The 20,979-nt window shown below is 63.5% G+C and carries 17 protein-coding genes and 1 tRNA gene; 13 read left to right on the top strand and 5 right to left on the bottom strand.

What is annotated here, in order from left to right; genetic code table 11:
* The 5 genes from BCAL_RS01915 to BCAL_RS01895 all read left to right on the top strand — a co-directional run.
* A partial coding sequence (locus tag BCAL_RS01915; RefSeq protein WP_052401183.1) for an ISL3 family transposase occupies positions 1–807 on the top strand: 807 nt, incomplete at its 5' end.
* 89 nt (positions 808–896) lie between these two features.
* Positions 897–4,562, top strand: a complete 3,666-nt coding sequence (locus BCAL_RS01910) for a DEAD/DEAH box helicase family protein (protein ID WP_202961930.1) — start codon at positions 897–899, stop codon at positions 4,560–4,562.
* A 54-nt stretch (positions 4,563–4,616) separates the two neighbouring features.
* Positions 4,617–5,903: a serine--tRNA ligase gene (serS, locus tag BCAL_RS01905; protein ID WP_043167619.1), complete on the top strand. Its 1,287-nt coding sequence runs from the start codon at positions 4,617–4,619 to the stop codon at positions 5,901–5,903.
* 115 nt (positions 5,904–6,018) lie between these two features.
* Positions 6,019–6,106: transfer RNA gene (locus BCAL_RS01900), tRNA-Ser, on the top strand.
* 340 nt (positions 6,107–6,446) lie between these two features.
* Entirely contained in the window at positions 6,447–7,283 is an 837-nt protein-coding gene (locus BCAL_RS01895; protein WP_052119328.1) for an SGNH/GDSL hydrolase family protein, read from the top strand.
* A 30-nt stretch (positions 7,284–7,313) separates the two neighbouring features.
* On the opposite strand, the gene BCAL_RS01890 is transcribed toward BCAL_RS01895, so the two are convergent.
* Both BCAL_RS01890 and BCAL_RS01885 read right to left on the bottom strand, forming a co-directional pair.
* Positions 7,314–8,033, bottom strand: a complete 720-nt coding sequence (locus tag BCAL_RS01890) for a LuxR C-terminal-related transcriptional regulator (protein ID WP_052119332.1) — start codon at positions 8,031–8,033, stop codon at positions 7,314–7,316.
* A gap of 76 nt (positions 8,034–8,109) precedes the next feature.
* The gene (locus BCAL_RS01885; protein ID WP_238549592.1) at positions 8,110–9,444 is read right to left on the bottom strand and encodes an ATP-binding protein; all 1,335 of its coding nucleotides are present in this window, start codon (positions 9,442–9,444) and stop codon (positions 8,110–8,112) included.
* A gap of 245 nt (positions 9,445–9,689) precedes the next feature.
* On the opposite strand from BCAL_RS01885, the gene BCAL_RS13490 reads away from it, so the two are divergent.
* The 3 genes from BCAL_RS13490 (at position 9,690) to BCAL_RS01870 (ending at position 14,109) form a co-directional block, all read left to right on the top strand.
* Positions 9,690–10,553 (top strand): PspC domain-containing protein, encoded by an 864-nt coding sequence (locus tag BCAL_RS13490; RefSeq protein ID WP_052401182.1) that lies wholly within the window; start codon positions 9,690–9,692, stop codon positions 10,551–10,553.
* Positions 10,554–11,549: 996 nt separating this feature from the next.
* On the top strand, positions 11,550–12,329 hold the full coding sequence (locus tag BCAL_RS01875; RefSeq protein ID WP_043167621.1) for a hypothetical protein: 780 nt from the start codon (positions 11,550–11,552) through the stop codon (positions 12,327–12,329).
* A gap of 76 nt (positions 12,330–12,405) precedes the next feature.
* Complete coding sequence (locus tag BCAL_RS01870; RefSeq protein ID WP_052119330.1) at positions 12,406–14,109, top strand: alpha/beta hydrolase family protein; 1,704 nt, start codon at positions 12,406–12,408, stop codon at positions 14,107–14,109.
* A gap of 4 nt (positions 14,110–14,113) precedes the next feature.
* Here BCAL_RS01870 and BCAL_RS01865 read toward each other — a convergent pair whose 3' ends face one another.
* The 3 genes from BCAL_RS01865 to BCAL_RS01855 form a co-directional block, all read right to left on the bottom strand.
* Positions 14,114–14,767 carry a DUF4125 family protein gene (locus BCAL_RS01865; RefSeq protein ID WP_052119331.1) on the bottom strand — a complete coding sequence of 218 codons (654 nt, stop codon included), beginning with the start codon at positions 14,765–14,767 and terminating at the stop codon, positions 14,114–14,116.
* A gap of 75 nt (positions 14,768–14,842) precedes the next feature.
* Positions 14,843–17,002: a DUF4037 domain-containing protein gene (locus BCAL_RS01860; RefSeq protein ID WP_043167625.1), complete on the bottom strand. Its 2,160-nt coding sequence runs from the start codon at positions 17,000–17,002 to the stop codon at positions 14,843–14,845.
* 93 nt (positions 17,003–17,095) lie between these two features.
* Positions 17,096–18,283 (bottom strand): MFS transporter, encoded by a 1,188-nt coding sequence (locus BCAL_RS01855; RefSeq protein WP_043167627.1) that lies wholly within the window; start codon positions 18,281–18,283, stop codon positions 17,096–17,098.
* Positions 18,284–18,653: 370 nt separating this feature from the next.
* On the opposite strand from BCAL_RS01855, the gene BCAL_RS01850 reads away from it, so the two are divergent.
* The 5 genes from BCAL_RS01850 to BCAL_RS01830 form a co-directional block, all read left to right on the top strand.
* Positions 18,654–19,019 carry a hypothetical protein gene (locus tag BCAL_RS01850; protein WP_043259982.1) on the top strand — a complete coding sequence of 122 codons (366 nt, stop codon included), beginning with the start codon at positions 18,654–18,656 and terminating at the stop codon, positions 19,017–19,019.
* Positions 19,020–19,029: 10 nt separating this feature from the next.
* Positions 19,030–19,254, top strand: a complete 225-nt coding sequence (locus BCAL_RS01845) for a hypothetical protein (protein ID WP_043167631.1) — start codon at positions 19,030–19,032, stop codon at positions 19,252–19,254.
* Between the two features lie 138 nt (positions 19,255–19,392).
* A complete protein-coding gene (locus BCAL_RS01840; protein ID WP_152600434.1) occupies positions 19,393–19,710 on the top strand; it encodes a hypothetical protein in 318 nt (105 codons plus the stop codon).
* Between the two features lie 552 nt (positions 19,711–20,262).
* A complete protein-coding gene (locus BCAL_RS01835) occupies positions 20,263–20,472 on the top strand; it encodes a hypothetical protein (protein ID WP_043259981.1) in 210 nt (69 codons plus the stop codon).
* A gap of 64 nt (positions 20,473–20,536) precedes the next feature.
* The coding region (locus BCAL_RS01830) for an ISL3 family transposase (protein WP_043259979.1) at positions 20,537–20,979 on the top strand (443 nt) is incomplete at its 3' end.

The following is a 20,979-nucleotide window of genomic DNA, read 5'->3' as shown; positions in this document are numbered from 1 at the left end:
GTGGAGGCCATCGGCATCGACGAGACCAGCCGCAAGGGGCACAACTACATCACGGTGGTCGCCGACCTCGTCGAGCACGACGTGATCAACGTGACGGCCGGCAAGGACTCGTCCACGGTGAAGCGGTTCGTCGACGACTTCACGGCGCACAACGGAGTGCCCGGATACGTGCGGCTCGTCACCTGCGACATGAGCCTGGGGTTTCGGAAGGGCATCCGCGAATGCCTGCCCAACGCGGAGCGGATCGTCGACAAGTTCCACGTTGTCAAGCACGCCAACGAGGCCGTCGACAAGGTCCGGAAGGCCGAGGGACGCTCCAACGGGCTGCTGAAGAGGACGAAGTACCTGTGGCTGCGCAACGAGTCCGGGCTGGGCGAGCTGCAGTTGGAGACCAAACGCGCTCTCATGAAACAGCGGCTGAAGACCGGCCGGGCGTGCCAGATGCGCGAGACCCTGCAGGACATCTACGAGACCAGCCGCACGTCAGGCGAGGCGTGGGTGCGCTTGCACCGCCTGTGCTCGTGGATGATGCACTCACGGCTGGAACCCATGAAGGACCTCGCCCGCATGATCCGCAGGCACTGGAACGAGATCCTGGCCTACTTCACCCACCCGTACACCAACGCGGTCCTCGAGGGCGTCAACAGCGTCATCCAGAACGTCAAACGACGAGCACGCGGATTTCGGAACATGGACTACTTCGCCACCATGATCTACCTGACCTGCGGCAAACTCGACCTCAAAGCAGTCACCGCCTACCCCCCCCCCCACAACCCACCACAAACAGCGAATAGCCTGTTTTTCTGATGGGAATCCATCGGTGATTCTCGCGTGCGGAACGTACACTGAACAGCAAAAGTGGCGCAATGACGGCGTCGGCGTGAGGGGAAGGATGGATGATGGGCAACTTCGATTTCGTGCGTGCGGTGTTCCCGAACTGTGCGGACGACTGCATGAAGGCCGAATCGTACATCTTCTCCGACCCGATCGCGGCCTGCGCCTTTGCGAGGCGCGCCATCGACGTGCTGGTCGAGTACCTGCATTACGACGTTCTTGATCTGGACAAGCCGGATCATGACAACCTGGACGGGCGCACCAACAATCCCGAATTCAGGCGGCATGTCGATTCGGCCATCATCGGAAAGCTCAACATCGTCAGGAGAATCGGCAATATCGCCCTGCACGACGAGGATCCGAACATCTCCGTGGAACAGGCCAATGTCGTTGCGCGTGAGCTGTTCCAGATCATGCTGTGGACCGGATACCGGTTCACAGCGTCGCCGGACAAGGTGCCGCTGGATCGGCAGTTCGATCCGAACCTTGCCAGACGGGCGATGGCGCTCAATCCTCAGCAGCGTAACAAGTTGATCGCGAGCATAAAGAACGAACGTGAGAAGCACGCTCAGGAGATCGCCGAGCGGGACAATCGAATCAAATCGCAGGATGCGACCATCCTCGCGCAGCAGGCGGAGCTCGAGCGAATGCGCGAGCAGATCAAGGTCATGCAGCAGACGGTCAAGCCCGACAGACACGATTACACCTATAAAGAGGACGAGACGCGAACGGCCCTCATCGACCTGATGCTCGCCGAACAGGGATGGGACCTGCGGGACGCGCGCAGTCGCGAATTCAAGGTCGAGAACATGCCGAAGACCGCGAAGAACCCCAGCGGCGTCGGATATATCGACTACGTGCTGTGGGGCGACGACGGTCTGCCACTCGCCGTTGTGGAGGCGAAACGCACCTCCATCAGCCCGTCGGAGGGGGAGCAGCAGGCGCAAGCGTACGCCGACGCCTTGGAGGGGCTGTACCACAGGCGTCCCGTCATCTTCATGACCAACGGATACAAGACGCGCATCTGGGATGACCGGGGCAGCGGTGACAAGAAGTCGGTTGGGTATCCGCCGCGTGACGTGGAAGGATTCTATAAGAAGGACGAACTGGAACGGCTCATCGCCCGTCGGAAGGATGCGCGCGTGCTGTCCGCCGAGCCGATCTCCCTGCGCATCGCCGGACGGCCCTACCAGCAGGCGGCCATCAAGGCGGTCGATGAGGTGTTCGACGCTCGACAGCGTGCGGCGCTGCTCGTCATGGCCACGGGCACGGGCAAGACCCGAGTTGTCGTGTCACTCGTCGAACAGCTGATGAAAGCCGGATGGGTCCATCGTGTGCTGTTCCTCGCGGACCGTACCGCGCTCGTCAATCAGGCGTCGAACGCGTTCAAGGACAAGGACCACGGTCTGGGAAAGACCGTGCCGGTCGTCAATCTGCTCGAGGATGACAAAGCGGCTTCGGGCCGTGTGTACCTGAGCACGTATCAGACGATGATGAACCTCGTCAACGCCCGTGAACTGGGAGAGGACGGTGGTGCACGCGGCAAGTCGCTGCGCTTCGGCCCCGGCTTCTTCGATCTGGTCATCATCGACGAGGCGCATCGTTCCGTATACGCGAAATACGGGTTCCTGTTCCGGTACTTCGATTCGCTGCTGGTGGGGCTCACCGCAACGCCGAAGAACGAGGTGGACCGCAACACGTACCGGCTGTTCGGGTTGGAATACGACGAACACACCGGAGGCGTGCCTACGTTCGCCTACGATTTCGAGCAGGCGGTGAAGGAAGGCTATCTCGTGCCGGCGCGGGTGCTGCCCGTTAACACGAAGTTCATGGATCGCGGCATCACCTATGACGAGCTGTCGCCCGAGGAACAGGAGGAGTGGGGCTCCAAGGATTGGGATGAGACCGGCGAAGTGCCGGACAAGGTCGATGCGAACGACGTCAACCGTGTACTGTTCAACGAGGACACCATCGACAAGATCCTCGGCACGCTCATGACGCACGGCATACACGTCGAAGGCGGCGACACGCTCGGCAAGACCATCATCTTCGCGCGCAACCAGGCGCACGCCGAAGCCATCAAGGCGCGATTCGACGCAGGCTGGCCACAATACGGCGGCACGTTCGCGCGCATCATCACGCACGCCACGCGCGACGCCCAGGCGCTGATCGAGTCGTTCGAGGACCCGGAGGGGGAACCGCATATCGCCATCAGCGTCGACATGCTCGACACGGGCGTCGACGTGCCGGAGGTCGTCAACCTCGTCTTCTTCAAACCGGTGATGAGCCGTACGAAATACTGGCAGATGCTCGGACGCGGCACACGCCTGTGCGCGGACCTCTTCGGGCCAGGCAAAGACAAGACGGAGTTCCTCATCATCGACTGCTGCCGCAACGTCGCCTTCTTCAACGAGCATTTCGAGGAGAGCAACGGCTATACAGGGCGATCCGCGAGGGAACGCCTGTTCCTGCTGCGGCTGGGGTTGTTGGAGACGCTTGATCGGGCTTCGGCGGAGAACGCGGGGAACTCGGAGCGTCTGGCATCGGCCGCGTTCGGCGGCTCCGACGACGATCTGACCCACTACCGCAGTGGGCTGGTGCGCATCCTCAATGGCACCGTCGGCGGCATGGACCCGGACGGCAACGTGCTGGTCAGGCCGCATCGGCTCGACATCGAAACCCTCTCGAACAAGGACTGGTGGACGTCGGTCACGAACGACAAGACGGTGCGTGCGGCGGGGCTCGCCGGACTGCCGACCACGTTCGACGACGGCGAGAACACCGGTACGATGTCGAACCGCACGAGCGCGCGCTGGTTCGATCTGCGCGTGTACACCTACGAGCTGGCGCTGCTGCGCGCCAAGGCCGAAGCGGCGGGAGCCGCGGGCGGTGTCGACGGCGCCGACGGCGGCGCATCGGGATACGGCGTCGAGGAACCGGGCATCTCCCCGGACAAGGCGTGTCAGGACATTCGCGGTGTCGCCGAGCAGCTGCTCGACCCGCAAAAGCGCAACATCCCGGCCATAGCGGAATGTGCCGAGCTGCTCGAAGCGGTGGCGGGCGAGGACTGGTGGACGGACGTCACCGTGCCGATGCTGGAGACTGCGCGCAAACGCATCCGCACGCTCGTACGCTATGTGAACAACACGCGACGCAACATCGTCTTCACCGACTTCGAGGATGAACTCACCATCGAAGCGGAATCAGGCGTGACCGGCGGAGGCGACGTCGCCGCGGTCGATATGGAACGCTTCCGGGAAAAGGCGGGAGCGTTCCTCAAGGGACTGGAGAACGACATCACCCTCGCGCGCGTGCGCATGGGAAGCCAACTCACCGAACTGGACCTCCGACGGCTCGAACGCATGTTACTCGATAACGGCGTGGGCAGCGAACAGGACATAGAGGCGGCCGCCGAACTCAGCGGCGGCTTCGGCCTGTTCATCCGTTCGCTCGTCGGACTGGACCGGAACGCCGTCGAAATGGCGTTCGCACGGTTCCTTGACGGCAAACGCTACAACGCCAGGCAGATCCGCTTCGTGAACCTCATCGTGCGCGAGCTCACCGCGAACGGGGTGATGGACGGCAGCCGGCTGTACGAGCCGCCGTTCATCGACATGGACGCGAACGGCCCCGAAGGGGTGTTCCCCGACGGACGGGACATCGATGTGATCTGCGACATCCTCGACGGTGTGAGGCGTACGGCCATCCCGTTGCAGAAAACGGCGTGACGGGACGGCGATACGCTCGTCCCGCGTGTCGGCTTACGGCGGTAGGCTTGGCGCATGCTTGATATTCAATTCATTCGCGAACACGCCGATATCGTCAAGGAATCCCAGCGCAAGCGCGGCGAATCCGTCGAACTCGTCGACGAGGTGCTGCGCTCCGACGAGACGCGCCGCTCCTCCCTCAAGGAGTTCGAGGCCGCCCGCGCACAGCAGAAGGAGATCGGCAAGAAGGTCGCCGCCGCCCCGGCGGACGAGAAGGCCGCACTGATCGCCCAGACCAAGGAGCTCGCCGCCAAGGTCGCCGAGTACAAGGCCGCCGCCGACGCAGCGTCCGAGGAATACACCACCGCGATGTGGAAGCTGTCCAACATCGTCGAGCCGGAGGCTCCGGAAGGCGGCGAGGACGACTACGTCGTCGTCAAGAAGGTCGGTCAGATCCGCGACTTCGAGGCCGAAGGCTTCGAACCGAAGGACCACCTGACCCTCGGCACCAACGTGGCCGGCATCGACATGCGCCGCGGCGTCAAGGTCGGCGGATCCCGCTTCTACTTCCTGCGCGGCGCGGTCGCCCGCATGCAGATCGCCATGCTCACCATGGCCGTCGATCAGGCCGAGAACCACGGCTTCGTGCTCGCCATCACCCCGACGCTCGTGCGCCCCGAGGTCATGGCCGGCACCGGCTTCCTCAACTCCCACGCCGACGAGATCTACCGTCTGCGCGAGCCCGATGACCAGTACCTCGTCGGCACGTCCGAAGTGGCGCTGGCCGGCATGCACGAGAACGAGATCCTCGATCTGTCCAACGGTCCGCTGCGCTACTGCGGTTGGAGCTCCTGCTACCGCCGCGAGGCCGGCGCCGCCGGCAAGGACACCTCCGGCATCATCCGCGTCCACCAGTTCGACAAGGTGGAGATGTTCGTCTACGCCAAGCAGGAGGACTCCTACGCCGAGCACCAGCACCTGCTCGAGATGGAGCAGGAGATGCTCGCCAAGGTCGAGGTGCCGTACCGCATCATCGACACCGCCGCCGGCGATCTCGGCTCCTCCGCAGCCCGCAAGTTCGACTGCGAGGCGTGGGTGCCGACCCAGGGCCGCTACCGCGAGCTCACCTCCACCTCGAACTGCACCGAGTACCAGGCTCGTCGTCTCAACATCCGCGAGCGCACCGAGGACGGCTCCACCCGTTCGGTCTCCACGCTCAACGGCACCCTCGCCACCACCCGCTGGCTCGTCGCGATCCTCGAGAACCACCAGCAGAAGGACGGCTCCATCGAGATCCCGAAGGCCATGCGTCCGTACATGGGCGGCAAGGAAGTCATCGAGCCCACCAAGTGGGAGGCGTGACGCGCCCTGCGCCGTCCGTCACGCCTGCTGTGTTTCGCGACGCGCGCGACAAGAGGCCGTCCCGTCTGTATAATTGAACGTCGTGCGCGATGCCGAAATGGTTCGCGCGCGTCACGGGTAGATGTCTGAGTGGTCTAAAGAGACGGTCTTGAAAACCGTTGAGGGGCAACCCTCCGCGAGTTCGAATCTCGCTCTGCCCGCCATATCGGGGTTCCGGGTTCGCGCCCGGAACCCCTTTTGTTGTGTTGCGCCTGTTTGTGACCTCCATTATGTGGTCTGACGTCACATCGCGCGATGAAATTCCCATGGAGTAGTGACGCGATTTTGCGGATTGGCGGAATAGAGCCGTTCTGCAACACCGCGCCATGGGATAAACACCGCTCCATGGGAGTTTCACCGCGCCATGGGCGCCAAAACCACGCAGACGAAATGGAATTGGCCGTTTCCTTTGAGTGATTCCCGTACATATAATGCGTCGCAGGCACCTGAAGCTGCGGATGTAGCGGCGTGTCGAATCAGTAGGGGACATTAAGGGAAGAGAATATGTCGTTGCCGTTGTGGGAGAGGCCAATCGCGATCGCCGAGGCGTTGGTGGCGAAGCACACCGTCAAATTGGCTCCGGAGCCGGCGGGGGAACGCGAGGGGCTCGTCATCGTCTCGCACGCGGTGCAGTCGGATGCGGTGCAGGCGCAATCCGGCTCCGCAAGCGACTCCGTCACCGATGTGTTCGCATCGTCACGGGATTCGGTGGATCGGTCCGATCCGTCCGCAACCAGTCCGATCACGCTGGTCACGGTCGGTGACTCGCTCACCGTCGGATGCGGCGTCGCCAGCCAAAGCGAGGGACTGACTCCCAGCATGGCCCACGCGCTCGCCGCCAAGGTGGGGCGTCCGGTGCGCTGGGCGACCCATGGCAAACTCGGCGCCACGATGCGCCGCGTGCGCTTCCGTCTGCTGCCGGAGGTTACGGAGAGCCCCGATCTGCTCGTGCTGTGCGCCGGATCGAACGATCTGATGGCGCGACGCAGCATGAAGGAGTGGCGTGCCGATCTGACCGCCGCCATCGACGAGGCCAAGGCGTTGTGCCCGCACGTCGTGGTGATCAGCTCCGGTCAGGTGTACCGTTCCCCGGCGCTCGGCCGTACGCTACGCAAGGCGATTCTCGACATGACGGATGCGCAGACCGCGGTCAGCCGTGAGATCTGTGCGGCCAAGCAGGTGACGTTCGTTGACATGACGCATTACGACACCGGCCTGACCGACGCCGAGTTCTGGGCCGACGACGATTTCCACCCTTCCAAGCGCTGCTATCAGCTGCTCGCGAACGGGGTCATCGAGCAAAGCGCGCCCGATCTGCTCGATTTCGCCAAACAGGCCTGACAGCAGGCCTGACAGGGGAAGCTGGAGGGCTCACACGATGCGGCGGTCGGCGGCCCAGCGGGTCAGTTCGGTGCGATTGGACAGCTGCAGCTTGCGCAGCACCGAACTCATGTGCGTCTCGACGGTCTTGATGGAGATGAACAGTTCGGCGGCGACCTCCTTGTAGGTGTAGCCGCGTGCGATCAGCCGCATGACCTCCTGTTCGCGAGCCGAAAGCCGGTCGAGCTCATCGTCGTGGATGGGCGAATCGGCTCCGAAACCGGCTCCGGCCGTGCCACTGGCCATACCGCCGTTGCCGAATCCCACGGCGCTTCCAATACCCTCTCCGCCTCCGGTGGCCCCGGCCGAACCGGATCCCGCTCCGCCCTGGAACACGGACAGTACGAATCCGGCCAGTTTCGGCGAGAACACCGCATACCCCTCATGCACCTGCTTGATCGAGGAGATCAGGTCCGCGCCCGTGATCGTCTTGGTCACGTAGCCGCGGGCTCCGGCACGGATCACCGAGCCCACGTCCTGCGGCGAGTCCGACACGGACAGTGCGAGGAACGCGGAGGCGGGAGAGAGCGGATGCGATTTGAGCAGGATCTCCGTGCCACCTGCGCCCATGCCTCCGGGCACGTGCACGTCGAGGAGCACCACGTCCGGCTTCGTCGCGGCGATCATCGCGATCGAACCGTCCACATCGGCTCCCTGTCCGACGATGTCGAACGTCGAGGAAAGCGTCGCGATCACGCCCGCACGGAACATCTCATGGTCGTCGACCACCGCCACGCGGATCGGCTTGTCGATTCCGGGTTTGTCGGTTCCGGCTTCACTTGTCGTGTCAGTCGTCGGATTCTGTACGTTCATCACTTCGCTCCTTGCCTTGCATTGCGTCTGCCTGCGACCTGCCGTCCGCCCTGATCGGCATGTGCATGCGCACCTCGGTGCCCCATCCTGGCCTCGATACGATCTCCACTTTACCGCCGCGGCGTCGGATGCGTCCGATGATCGATTCGCGGATGCCCAGACGATCGGGAGGGATCGCGTCCACGTCGAAACCGGCACCGTGATCGCGCACGAACACCTCCACCAGCGCGGGTCCCGCCTCGCAGTACACCGATATCGGTTCACCGCCGTGCGTGACCGCGTTGACCAGCGCCTGCTGGGTCGCGTCGAGCAGCGCGTCGGTCGCGGCGCTCGGGCGCGCGTCACCGACCGTCACCACTTCGATCGGCCTGCCGTGCTCGTCCTCGACATGCGCCGCGATCTCCTTCAGTCCAGCGCCGACCGACCGGTCGGACGTGACACGCGTCTGATACAGCCATTGCCGCAGTTCGCGCTCCTGTCCGCGCGCCAGTGTGAACACGGTGTCCGGTTCGCTGCTGTGCAGCTGGATCAGCGCCAGCGTCTGCAGTACGCCGTCGTGTAGATGCGCGGTCATGTCGGCGCGCTCCTCCTCGCGTTCCTTCGACGCGCGTTCGGCAGTCAGCGATCGCAGCATCGAATTGGCCCACGGCAGGATCGCAAGCACCACGCCGACGAGCAGCAGGAATCCGGCGAGGATGATCCGCTTCGGATAGGAGAGAAGCCCCGAGTACATGACGTTCGTCACGTAGCTCACGTAGGCGAGGAAGATGAGGATGATGCCGCCGACCATGGTCGGCAGCTGTCCGGTCCTCGCGTCGAATCGCGACCACGCCACCAGCAGTCCCGCCGCGGCGAGCAGCGCCGCGGGGATGAGTTCGCCGTGATTCGTCACGCCGAGTACGAGACTCAACGCGATGAGCGTCAGACCGGACAGTGCGAGCAGCGCCGGTTTCGGCGCGCGTTTAAGCGCCTCCGTCACCGTTTCGGCCGTGCCCAGCGCCGTTTCCTCACGTGATTCGGCTCTCGTCTTGCCGGTGGACATATCGCGATTGCCGCGTGCGAGGGGCGCGTCGGACACTTTGGCCGACTGCGATCGCGCGGCCGCGGCGGCGGCCGGATCACCCACCGGTACGAACATCCACAGGAACAGATAGGCCACGATGCCGGCCCCGAACAGGAACGTCATGAGGACGAACGCCAGCCGGACCCACGCCACGGAAACACCCAGATGCAGACTGATGCCTTGGCAGACGCCGGTCAGCATGCGGCCGTGCTTCGGCCGCATCAACGGCAGTCGTGCGGGCAGCATCGGGGGCAGCCGCGGCTGCGAACGGGCGTACGCTGCATGCACGCCGTACCTGCAGTATTCGGCGTACGCGTCGTTCGCGCGGCCGTGCGGCGTCGGCTGGGCCTGTGACGAGGGGTTCGGGGTGGAGGTCATGCTCCCATTGTGCCCGATTCGGGGCGGTTTCCAAGGGTTTTGAGCCCGCGTTCAGGGAAGAATCAGGGTGTTCCCGGACGCCTGTGCAAGAGCCTGACTGCTGTAATGGAAGCATGAACGACAACAAGAATCTCAAGGAACGCTTCTTCTCCTGGATACGCTCCACCGGCGTGATGCGTGGTGATGACCGCTGGATCGGCGGCGTATGCAGTGGTCTGGCCGTCCGCCTTGGTTGGAGCCCCGCGCTGACCCGCGCGCTGCTCCTCGCCTCGACCCTGCTGTTCGGGTTCGGCGCGGCCCTCTACGCCATCGCCTGGGCGCTGCTTCCCGACGCCCGCAACGGACGCATCCTCGCCGAGGACGTCATCGCCGGACAGTGGGATTGGACCTGCGTGGGCGTGATCGTCATGTTCGCGATCGCGCTGATCATCCCCGGCGCCGGATGGGTGGCGATCGCTCTGGCCGTCATCGCGCTGTGGGCGATCTGCCAGAGCAGCGTCCGCCAGCAGCACGGCTACGGCTTCGGCGCGCGCAATGGCCGCGGCGGCGGTCCGAATGGCGGCAATGGTCCGCAGAGCGGACCGCAGCCCGGCATGCAGGGACCGGGATTCCCCGGCGCGAACCCGTATGGCCAGCCCCAGCCGGGCGTGAATCCCAATCCCGTCAACCCGCCGCTGTGGCAGGGGGTGCCCAATCCGACGGCACCGATCGGTGCGCCCGTGAACCCCGATGGCGCCCGATCCCGAACCCGATGCAGCAACCGGCGCGGCCGGCGGCCGGCGCGATGCCGGCATCCGGGTTCCCCGTCGGCTCTCCGACACCGCCGAACACCGCGTATCCGTATGCGTCGGCGGTCCCCGGCTCCCCGTACATCGCACAGCCGACCGCCGCCTCCACCGCACCCTCGCGTCCGCAGACGGCTGCCGCGGCCAAGCGCCGTCCTCGCCGCAAGCCGGCCGGTCCGCTCGTCGTGCTGATGGTATTGGGACTGACGCTCGTCTCCGCCGCCTGGCTGATCCTGCACGTGTACGCCGGCGGCATGCACACCGCCGGCGCCATCGAAACGGTGCTGGCCCAGTCGACCATGTGGATCTCCGGCGTGTGCATCCTCATGGGGCTCGTGATCCTCATCCTCGGCATCGCCGGAAGACGCTCCGGCGGCATGATCCCGCTGTCGATCATCGCGGCGGGCGCAGCGGTGGCGATGGTCATCGCCACCATCGCCTACGGGGGCACGGTCAACGGGGTGCTCTCCGATGCGCGCCGCAGCGGCTACACACAGGTGCAGATGGGCGGCAACCACGGTTCGTCCAACGCGAACGGCATGATCGCGCTGCAGGAGAAATACAAAGACGCCAAGGTCAACTACTGGGTGTCCGACGCCAGCCCCAAGACCTACTCGCAGCTCAAGAACGGCGTCTGGTTCGACGGCACCAACTACTTCGACGCCACCGCCAACATCGACCTGAGCCGGTTCAACCGCTGGTACCACGCCGACGGGGACAAGAACCGCTTCATCAACTGGTGCCCCGCCGGACAGATCAACCTCATCGTGACCAACGCCAACGTGCAGGTCACGCTCCCTGACGGCTGCCCCTACAGCTTCGGACGGGACGGCATGCTCCTTGACGAAGCCTCGGCGATCGGCGGATGGGGGACGCTGGTCCGGGACAACAACGTAATGTTCGTAACGCCTGGGTATTCCGGATACGAGTGGAGCTATCGTCCGGACGACTGGTTCAACAACGGCAAATCCGATGACGACGTCTCGTTCCAGATCAACTTCCTGCAGGGCAATTCCGGCAAGGTCTCGGTGGTATACGCCTCGGACAGCGGCATGCCGTCCTACACGGACTTCGTCAAATCCCACGTGAAGAACGACGACTGGGCCTCGGTCGACGCCACCACGAAACATCACTACGACGTGGAGACCGGCAGGTCCGGCCCCACCGCCGACGACAAGGAGGACACCAATGAGTGACGACACCACCAAGGTCCTGCCCATGCACGATGCAGGCGACGAGAAGACCGCCGTCCTGCCCGCGGCGGCCCCGACCGAACCGGCCGATACGACCGTACTGCCGGTGCCGGAAGCGGCGACGGCCGCCGATTCGGCCTCGTCGGCCGACACCGAGGTGATGGAACCGACGATCGCGGTCACATCGCAGACCCGCGAGGACGAACAGACCACGCAGGCGCTCAGCCAGATCCCCTCCACGATCGACGACTTCGCCGATACGACTCCCTCCACCGCGGGCGTCGAGCCGATCCCGCTCGACGTGCCGCTGTCCGAGGCGATCCCCGCGGCCGCGCAGGCCTCCGCCTCGCCGTTCGTATCGACGGCTCCCGATCCCGCGCCTGTGCCGGAATCCTCCGGTGCGACTCCGGCGCCGCAGGCCGAAGCTTCGACGCCTGTCGAGTCCTCCGCGCCCGTCGAGCCTTCCGCGCCCGTCGAACCCGAACCTCCGGTCTCCGGGCCGCGGACTGCGGCCCCGACCCAGAACAACCCCGAACCGCCCAAGGGCGCCAGCAGGTCGACCATCGTATTCGGCCTGATCATGCTGCTCATCGGCGCGTTCGGCATGTTCACCGGACTCAATCCGGCGGTGCTCGGCAAGTGGTTCTACGACATGACCCCGCAGACGGCCATCGCGATCATGTGCGCGGCGGTCGGCGTGATCCTGCTCGTCGTCGCCCTGATCTGGTCCATCGCCAAGGCGGTGGCGAGCCGCAAGGAGAAGTCGAAGCGGTAATCAACACAATGAATTCATCCGACATATGTCCACAGGACGCTCCCGGTCGGACTGAAGAGGCCTACAGTAGGGAACCATGATGGAAACGGTGAGGAAGACACTCTCGGCGGTCGCGGCCACCGTAGTGCTCCTCGCCGTTTTCGCCGTTCTCGGCCAGCTGATGATGCCGCGATGGAACGTCGAACCCTATCGGGACCACATTCCGGTCGCCTCGCCCGACACGGCCATCACCCCGCGATCCGCGGCGATTGCGCACGAAGGCACGTTCCGGACGCGCGAACGCGACATCACCATCCATCTCGATGACGGCGCCAGCGTGCCCGCCGTCCTGCGCGAACCGGTCGGCGCGCCCGGCAATCGCCCCGCCTGCCTGTTCGTGCACGGTTCCGGCACCGGTGACGCCGAGGACTTCGGCGATATCGCCAACGCGATGAGCTCCGCCGGCATCGTCACCCTGGTACCGGCCAAACGCACTGACGACTACACGCCGCTGCACCGCGACTACTTGCGCTTCGCCCATGACTATTCGACGTCCTTCGACTTCATGAGGCTGATCCCCGGCGTCGACCCGGGGCACTCCGGCGTCTACGCCGAATCGGAGGGCACATGGATCTCGATGCTCATGGCGCAGCAACGCCACGACATCGCCTTCTCGATCCTCTCCTCCGCGCCCGTATTCAAGGGCCGCGAACAGATGGCGATGGCGTTGAGCGCCTACATGAGCCAGGCCGGCGTACCCAAGCCCGTGGTGCGGGACGCCGCCAAGCTCATCTCCCTCGACTTCGCGCCGTTCGACTTGAGATACGCCGATTTCGACGCGGAATCCACCTTCGACGGGCTCACCATGCCGATTCTCGTCAACTACGGCGTATACGACACCGCGATGCCGATCGAACAGGGCGCATCGACCATCGTCGACCAGGCGGCACGCCACGGCAATCGCAACGTGACCGTCCGCTACTTCGCTGCCAATCATCAGATGCGCGCCGGAACCGGACTGTTCTCGCCCGGACTGCCGTTGGCCGACGGGTATACGAAGGCCCTGTCCGACTGGGTGAACGGAATCGCCGTCGGCACGGACGCGCAGGGATGGGCCACCCCGCAGGTGGCCGGCGTGCGGCCGCATCAGAGGTACGCCGCGCCGGATGTGATCAGATCAGGCATCATCGGCTCGCTGGGCGTGCTCGTCGCTCTCATGGCCGCGCCGATCCTGTGCTTCGTCATTGCGGCGATCGGGGGAGTATGCTTCCTCCTCGCCGAAATACTGCGCAGACGCAGAATCGCCGCCTCGAACGCCGACGGCACCGGTCACGGACGATTCCCCGTGGTCGACAAGCATGGTCGGGCATTGCGCGCATGGCCCGGCACCAGCCGCAGTTTCACGCGCATGGTCGGCTATTCATGCGGGCTGCGGGCGCTGCTGATCGTCGGAAGCGCGACCGCGACGCTGACCCTCGCCGCGCTCGCCGGATACCTGTCCTACGTCGGCGTGGCCGCAGTGCGTGAATGGCGCAACCCCGAAATCATGACGATCGGGTTCAACGGGCTGCGCATCGCATCCCTGCTGCTTGCGGTGCTTACCGGATGGCTGATCACCTGGCTGTGGCATTCGTGGAGGATACGCCGCGCGTACATTGCGCACGGACTGTATCCTGCGGCACGTCGCACCCGCTCCTCATGGATCCTCGGCCGGTGGCATTGGCTGCTCGCGTCGTTCGTTCTCGCCGGAATGCTGGTGACCTTGACCGTCCTCGCCTTCTGGGGCCTGTTCTCCCTCTGACGTCCTACTGCGTCGCCTCCGCCTCGTCGAGATCCGCGAACCCGCCCAATCGCACCGTATGGAGAATCGTCTCCTCGGTGAGATTGCGACCGGTCTCCACGCGATCGGCGATCATCTCTTCGTACATCGCGAACGTCGCATCCGAATACGTGCCGAGCTCGCCGCGCAGATACGTCTCGAACGACGTGGCCTGAGGCGTGTCCTCGGCGGTCGTCAGCACGCGCATCGCGACTCCCAGCTTCGGCCAGTGTTCGCGGAAGTCGCGCGCCCAGCCGACCTGCGTCGCGATCACCCGCTCCTGCCGTGCGACGCGATCGTCGGACAGGCGTGGAATGTACGGTTCGATGTCGCGCGCGAACTCGACCGGCGCGGTCGAGGCCATCATGCGCCCGTACTTCTCGGTGATCAGATTGCGTCCGATCCGATCCGCCTCGTCCAGATCGCGCGCATAGCCGGTCAACAGCGGCGCATCCCAGGTGAGGAACTGCGCAAGACGCATCTGGTGGAACACCGGCCAGTTGCCCTGACAGGCGGCACGACCTCCCTCGTTGTTCGTGCGCTGGAACTGATCCCACTCATGGCGGACGATGCGCTCGCGCAGGTCGGTGAGATCGTTCGTCGGTGATTCCGGCGTCTTTGCCGATGTGATGTCCGTCATCGGTTCCTCCTTCCCCGAAGGTGTTTCACGGGGTGTTTCACGATTGTTTCACGGGATGTTTCACGCATTCGCGTATCACAGACTGTGCAGGCAGGACGCGTCAGAGCCGATATGCTCCTCGACGTACGGGCGCTGCCATTCAAGGAACGTCTCATCCGAGGTCGTGAGCCCCTCGCGGCGCAGCTCCTTGACGACGTCGCGCGCGATCGACTCGACGATCGACTCGATCCGCTCGGCAGCCGGCGCCGAACCCTTGCCGCCCTCGCCGAATCCGGCGCCGCCATAGCAGGCCGCCGACGACAGCCGCATCACCGTCTCCAGCCGCTCGCACACATCCGGCAGCAGCGTGAACATCCTGCCCGAAAGCCTCCTGAGCGCCGCGAACCGCCACTTGTAGTACGGCGCGTAGCCGACGATCAGCGGCTTGTTGATAAGGAACACCAGCGACGAACAGGCGTCGACGAACTCGTGGATCGACATCCACGCCGCATCGCCGCCACCACGCTTCAACGAACGCGCCAGATTGTACTGGCCGGCCTGCGCGATCATGCCCAGTCGCTTCGAGATCAACGCGTACCTCACATCGTCGGGCATGTCCTTGAACGCCTGACGCGCCTTCGAGAACGCGCCCAGCGGGTCGGCGAACACCTCGCCGTTCGTCGCGGCGGCCAGCGTCGCCTCGTCGAGCAGCATCCACTCGTGCGGCGCGTCGGCGGCCGGAGCGGCGGCATACCCGGTGATCGACTCGAAGAAATCGCCGATGCGGAACACGCCGTCACGGCGGAACGCGCCCTGCGCACGCGGGGTCGCCGCACCGGCGGCATTCGCGCGCGTGAACCCGCGGAAATCGGCCGGCAGCGCCTCGTAGTCGGCCTGCAGACGCTCGCCGATCGCCGCGTAGTCCTCGTCAGTGAGCCACAGGCAGAAGCGTGGGCCGAAATCGTGGTCGCGCGAATACTCGTCGTCGAACCCGTAGCATTCCGATCCGTGGCCGACCAGTCCCGCGGCGATGCGCCCCGCGTATTCGGGGTACTTCGCCCGGATCATCGGCCTGCCGATCTCCTCCCAGTACGCGCGGGCGAGTTTGAGCCCGGAGACGGCGGGGGAGGAGGTGGCGGCGGTTTGGGTAGTGGCCGAGGCCGAGTCTGCCGCGGTCTCGGGACCGTCGTCGGGCCGCCCGTTCTCCGTGGCGTCCGACGGCTCCGGCGCATCCGCCGGCTTCGTCGCGACTCCCGTATCCGTGGTGTCCGCTCCAGCCTGTTTCCCGGCCTGCGCCTCGGCCTGATCGAGATTCGACTTGGTGATCCGGTAGTAGTCGGTGTCCGTGCCGTAGCACTCCTCGATCACTGCAAGGGAACGACGGTAGTACTCGACCGCGTCCGCGTACCGATGCTCCGCGTACCTGACCTGCGCGAGCCCGGCCAGCGCCGACGCGTAATGCGCCGAATGTTCCAGATGGCCGGTCGCGTAGATCTCCAGTGCCTTCGACGCATGCCAGTCGGCGCCTTCGAGCTTGCCCTCCTGAAGCAGCACGAGCGCCAGATTCGTATGCGAGGAGGCCACGTCGATGTCCGCGTCCGGGTTCACGCTCGACGATTCGATCACGCGCAGTGCCTCGCGCAGCTCGAGTTCGGCCTGGTGGATGCGGTCGGTCTCGCTGTAGAGCATCGACAGGTTGTTGTGCAGCGCGGCGAGCCTGCGATCCTTCGGATCGAAGTTCTTCTCCGCGCACGCGAGAGCCTGCTTGTACAGGTCCTCGGCCTGATCGTAGTGTTTCGCGGCGCGCATCGCCGTCGCACAGTTGATGAGCGTCGTCGCCCACGCCTCGGAACCCTCGAGTCCCATGCGCAACGCCAGCTCGATGGCGCGCTGGACGATCCACTGGTTCTCCTCATGCCGCCCCTGCGACCGGTAGAAGCCCATCGTCTCGTTGAGCACGGTCAGCAGACCCGCGTCGTCGCCCGCGTTCTCCGCGTCGACCATCGCCTGCTGGAGATAGGGGCCGGCCTTGCCGGCGGCGTCATGAGCCTCGAAGATCGCATCCAGCCCCTTGAGAAACTCCTGCGTGTCGAACGTGGCCGGCGACCGCTCCGCGTCCGTCACGTCCGTCATGTCCGTCATGTCTTCGCCGGCGTCGTCATCGTCGTCGGCGTCATCCGGATCCCCGCCCGCGAACGCGGCCAGCAGCTGCTTGGCCAGCGCATCCTTCGCGTCGTCCCGTGCGTCATCACCCATGTCGTCTCCTTCGTCGAAAAGCGTCTATCACCCAAGTCTAGAAGACGTCGCTGGAGAGGATGGAACGGCATCTGTGAACTACGTCACCTGCGATCACACATGGATCTCGCGCATGCGCTGGAGCGCATCGGTGTCGGTCTCGCACTTCCATGAGTAGAAGGCGAGCAGCCCGACCGCCAATGCCGCGAGCGGCACGCCGCCCAGACCGGTGAACCGGTAGTCCATCGCGAACGAGGTGAGCATCGCGCCGCCGACGACCGAACCGACCGCGTTGCCGAAGTTGAACGCGACCTGCACGGCCGCCCCGGCGATCAGCTCGCCGCCGCCCTGACCGGCCTCGGTCATGAGCAGCTGCTGCGGTGCGGAGATGAAGAACAGGCCGAACGCGATCCAGAACGTGAGAATCGCCGTGGTCACGCGGTTGCCGGGCACAAGCAGCACCATGAGCAGACCCGCGCAGGAGATCGCCTGACCAAGTGCCGCGGTGCCGGCGTGACGCCAGTTGTCGGTGATGCGCCCGCCGATGATGCCGCCCACGACCATGCCGAAGCCCGCCAGCATCATCATCAGCGGCACGAGACCCGCGGACCAGCCGCCGGTCTTCTGCAGCCACGGGGAGACGTAGCTCCACCAGCAGAACACGCCGGCATTGCCGGTGAACACGGCGGCGAGGATCACCCACGGGCCACGGCGCCTGAGGAATCGGAACTGGCCGAGGATGCCGGTGTCCTTGACCGGCGGCACGAACGGAATCCATGCAAGCGTCAGCACGATCGTCATCGCCGCCCATGCGGCGAGCAGGCCGAACGCGAGACGCCAAGACATGAACTCGGCCATCAATGTGCCCGCGGGCACACCCAGCATGTTCGCGACGGTCTGGCCCGTGACCATCACCGACACGGCCTGTGCCTCCTTGCCCTTGTCCGCCAGGGTCTTGGCGATCAGCGTGGCGGTGCCGAAGAACGCGCCGTGCGGAAGCCCCGAGATGAATCGGGCTGCGAGCAGCATCACGGCGTTCACGCTCATCGCGCTCATCGCGTTGCCGACCAGCGCGATGAGCATGAACAGGATGATGAGGTTCTTCGGCGGCACTTTGCGGCCGAACACGAGGATCAGCGTGCCGACGCACACGCCGATCGCATAGGAGGAGATGTAATGGCCGGCGGTCGGGATGTCCACGCCGGTCGCCTCGGCGGCCTGCGGCAGGATGCCCATCATCACGAATTCCGCCGCGCCGAGGATGAACGCGCCCGCGGCCAGCGCCAGAAGACTCTTCTTCATGGATTGTTCCCTTTGATCATGTTTGGACATGAAAAAAGGGAACCACCAATTCGTCATCAGTGGTTCCCTCAGTTGTCGGGCTGGCGGGATTCGTATCAAATGGCGTAGTTCCGCCATTCTTGGACTGTCCATCGCATTTACGATACACTTTCCGATACACCACCAGCAGTCAAAGAAAAAAATGTGATCTTCGTCACATTTCCACTTTCCGATGATTACTACGACATCGCAGATTACCATGTAATGCCCTGTGGACGCGCAGAATCATTGCATTTCGTACTAAGTGCGTTCCTGTGATGCTCTCAGATATCTTCCTCGTACAAAACATACAGATCGTATATCTGTATGGCGCTATGGAATGTTCAAGTCCATGCGCGAGGACATGATGATGGCTATCAGGATGGACGTTAATACCGCCCTGAAGAATTTTGAGTTCGACTTGAAGCATTCTTTTGATCCAGCCGATGCACAGCCGGTGATGAGGGATGGTGCTCCGAGGCTATATGATGGCGTGCCGGCCTACCGTCTTGAGGTTACTGTGAATGACCGCAACACGGATGATGAGGTCCGCAATGCCTCTGTGAAGGTCAAGCATTTGCCGTCTGCCAAGCTGAATAAACAATTTGATATTAAGCCCGTCGGCGATGTTACCGTCACACCTTATGTCACTAATGATAATCGCCTTGGATGGTCGATCGTATTTGACGGTATTGCCGAGACTAATAACAACAAGTGAGGGATGAATTATGAGCAGAGATGAGTTCGAGGACAAGATAGATGGTATCGCTAATGTGCTCCAGCAGTACGCAGATCAGCTGGGCGAGATCGCGGGCCATTTAGCGCAGGTCGAGTATGCGGATTACGCGGCTAACCCCACCATTTTTGACGGGGATGCAGATGATCTGGCCGATGTTGTGAGCAAGGTCGGCGAATATTCCGATGCCCTTTCTGATCTGAGTCACGAATGGTGATGCTGGTCGCATTTATATTGGGCTACGTCATCGCGGGCGTAGCCCTTTGTTTATTAATTGCGTACGACATGGCCGAATGGCCTTTTAATGATCATTATGAGGTGGTGCAATGTGGCGAAGAGGGCAATGAAATTGTACGTGGACGATCTGGACGCGAGGGCGTTCAAGGCGGCGTGCGAGGCGCGGGGTGTATCAATGTCGAAAGTTCTCGGGTGGATAATTCATCGTGTGGCGATCAACACGAGCACGGACAATCCGAAGTCTCTCGATCAAGTTTTGAGAGATTTAGACAAGAACAGCAAGAAAAGAGACGTGCTGAATCGGGCCCGAGAGACTTCCGAGAAATTAAGGCAAATCGCGACAGAATCGCCAGAGAAAGTGCTGCCCGACGCTCTGAATCAAGATCGCGTATTCGGGCACAGGCTATCAAATGTGGATTTCTTGGACATGGCGTAGGCGGTGATAATGATGGAATATCCAACTAATTACGTGCGCGTGAGGTTATTGGATATAGCTCTGGCATATGGAATTCCACCGAGATTGTTGTGGGAATCTCCTGAAATTCAGAGTCTCCCGTGGGCGTCCGATAGCGACGTACAGAATAATGGTCAAATTGAAGATTTAAATGATCTTTATATTGGTCTAATCATGAAGGGGAATAATCATGGAAGATAATTGCATTGGGGAATTTTGGTCGGCGTCGAAATGCGCGCGCATTGCTCGAGTCGGTGACTATACCATTCGTCGTATGCTCCGTAGTCATGCGCTACAGGACGCCGGTGTGGTCTGCCGCAAGATCGGTGGTCGATGGCAAATCGATAGTGATTCTTTTTGTATGTGGCTAATGGATTCGATGCGATAACGCGGTTATGTATATAACATTTTCTTGGCGTGCAGGTCTGGCCGGAGGGGCCAAGAGGCCGATATCAGCGAGCTTGCGAGCGACTATATGAGGCCGAAAGTCCCAGAGGACTGAGCGTCCAGAAATAACACGGACGGAGGGTTTTTATGGACAGTATTAAGGCGTTTCTTATGGTAACGGTGACGATGCCGGTGTGGGCGCTAATCGCTATTTTCATTGCTGGTCTCGTAGCCGATCGCGTGCTGAAGGCTGTCGCATGGGAGCTGGACACGAATAAAAAGCGAGTCTTCGCCAGTTTGTGTGGTGGGGTGTTGTGCCTCGGCGTCTTTGCCGGGGCTTTTTCGTGTGGGATATGAGAGGGGCGTTCTCCTGTATGGTTTGTTTCCGCCAAGAAAGTAGAACCGGAACAAGGGAACGCCTGTGCCAACCATATCAGCCGGCGCGCTCAAGCGCATGCTGCACCTGCCCGCCAACGTCGTGGTCTCCACGCCCCGCGTCGAGGACGACCCGCGTGGCGGGACCGTCGTCATCGTGCCGGTGCGCCCGTACGCGGACGACATGGACCGGTGCGCCAGATGCGGCGGGCACGGCCGGCCGTACGACCGGTTGGGCGTGCGGCGCTGGCGCCACCTCGACCTCGGGTGCGCCAGGCTCCTGTTGGAGTACGCGCCCCGGCGCGTCATGTGCCGCGAGCACGGGGTGACGGTCGCGATGGTGCCGTGGGCGCGCAGGAAGAGCGCGTACACGCGCGACTTCGAGCAGCAGGTCGCGTGGTTGAGCGTGCACGCGCCCAGAAGCGCCGTGTCGGCGCTGATGCGCATCGACTGGAAGAGCGTGGGCCACGTGTGCAAAAGGGTCGCCGA

This window comes from Bifidobacterium callitrichos DSM 23973 (assembly GCF_000741175.1).
GTDB classification, from domain to species: Bacteria; Actinomycetota; Actinomycetes; order Actinomycetales; family Bifidobacteriaceae; genus Bifidobacterium; species Bifidobacterium callitrichos.
The sequence above is the reverse complement of the archived record's forward strand: the minus strand, read 5'-3'. Positions and strand labels throughout refer to the sequence as shown.

What these genes read in the sequence shown, in the direction of transcription:
- BCAL_RS01910 (WP_202961930.1), top strand. Translation starts at nt 897, where the DNA reads ATGATGGGCAACTTCGATTTCGTGCGTGCGGTGTTCCCGAACTGTGCG.
- serS (WP_043167619.1), top strand. Translation starts at nt 4,617, where the DNA reads ATGCTTGATATTCAATTCATTCGCGAACACGCCGATATCGTCAAGGAA.
- BCAL_RS01895 (WP_052119328.1), top strand. Translation starts at nt 6,447, where the DNA reads ATGTCGTTGCCGTTGTGGGAGAGGCCAATCGCGATCGCCGAGGCGTTG.
- BCAL_RS01890 (WP_052119332.1), bottom strand. Translation starts at nt 8,033, where the DNA reads ATGTTCCGTGCGGGCGTGATCGCGACGCTTTCCTCGACGTTCGACATC.
- BCAL_RS01885 (WP_238549592.1), bottom strand. Translation starts at nt 9,444, where the DNA reads ATGCTGCCCGCACGACTGCCGTTGATGCGGCCGAAGCACGGCCGCATG.
- BCAL_RS13490 (WP_052401182.1), top strand. Translation starts at nt 9,690, where the DNA reads ATGAACGACAACAAGAATCTCAAGGAACGCTTCTTCTCCTGGATACGC.
- BCAL_RS01875 (WP_043167621.1), top strand. Translation starts at nt 11,550, where the DNA reads ATGAGTGACGACACCACCAAGGTCCTGCCCATGCACGATGCAGGCGAC.
- BCAL_RS01870 (WP_052119330.1), top strand. Translation starts at nt 12,406, where the DNA reads ATGATGGAAACGGTGAGGAAGACACTCTCGGCGGTCGCGGCCACCGTA.
- BCAL_RS01865 (WP_052119331.1), bottom strand. Translation starts at nt 14,767, where the DNA reads ATGACGGACATCACATCGGCAAAGACGCCGGAATCACCGACGAACGAT.
- BCAL_RS01860 (WP_043167625.1), bottom strand. Translation starts at nt 17,002, where the DNA reads ATGGGTGATGACGCACGGGACGACGCGAAGGATGCGCTGGCCAAGCAG.
- BCAL_RS01855 (WP_043167627.1), bottom strand. Translation starts at nt 18,283, where the DNA reads ATGAAGAAGAGTCTTCTGGCGCTGGCCGCGGGCGCGTTCATCCTCGGC.
- BCAL_RS01850 (WP_043259982.1), top strand. Translation starts at nt 18,654, where the DNA reads ATGCGCGAGGACATGATGATGGCTATCAGGATGGACGTTAATACCGCC.
- BCAL_RS01845 (WP_043167631.1), top strand. Translation starts at nt 19,030, where the DNA reads ATGAGCAGAGATGAGTTCGAGGACAAGATAGATGGTATCGCTAATGTG.
- BCAL_RS01835 (WP_043259981.1), top strand. Translation starts at nt 20,263, where the DNA reads ATGGACAGTATTAAGGCGTTTCTTATGGTAACGGTGACGATGCCGGTG.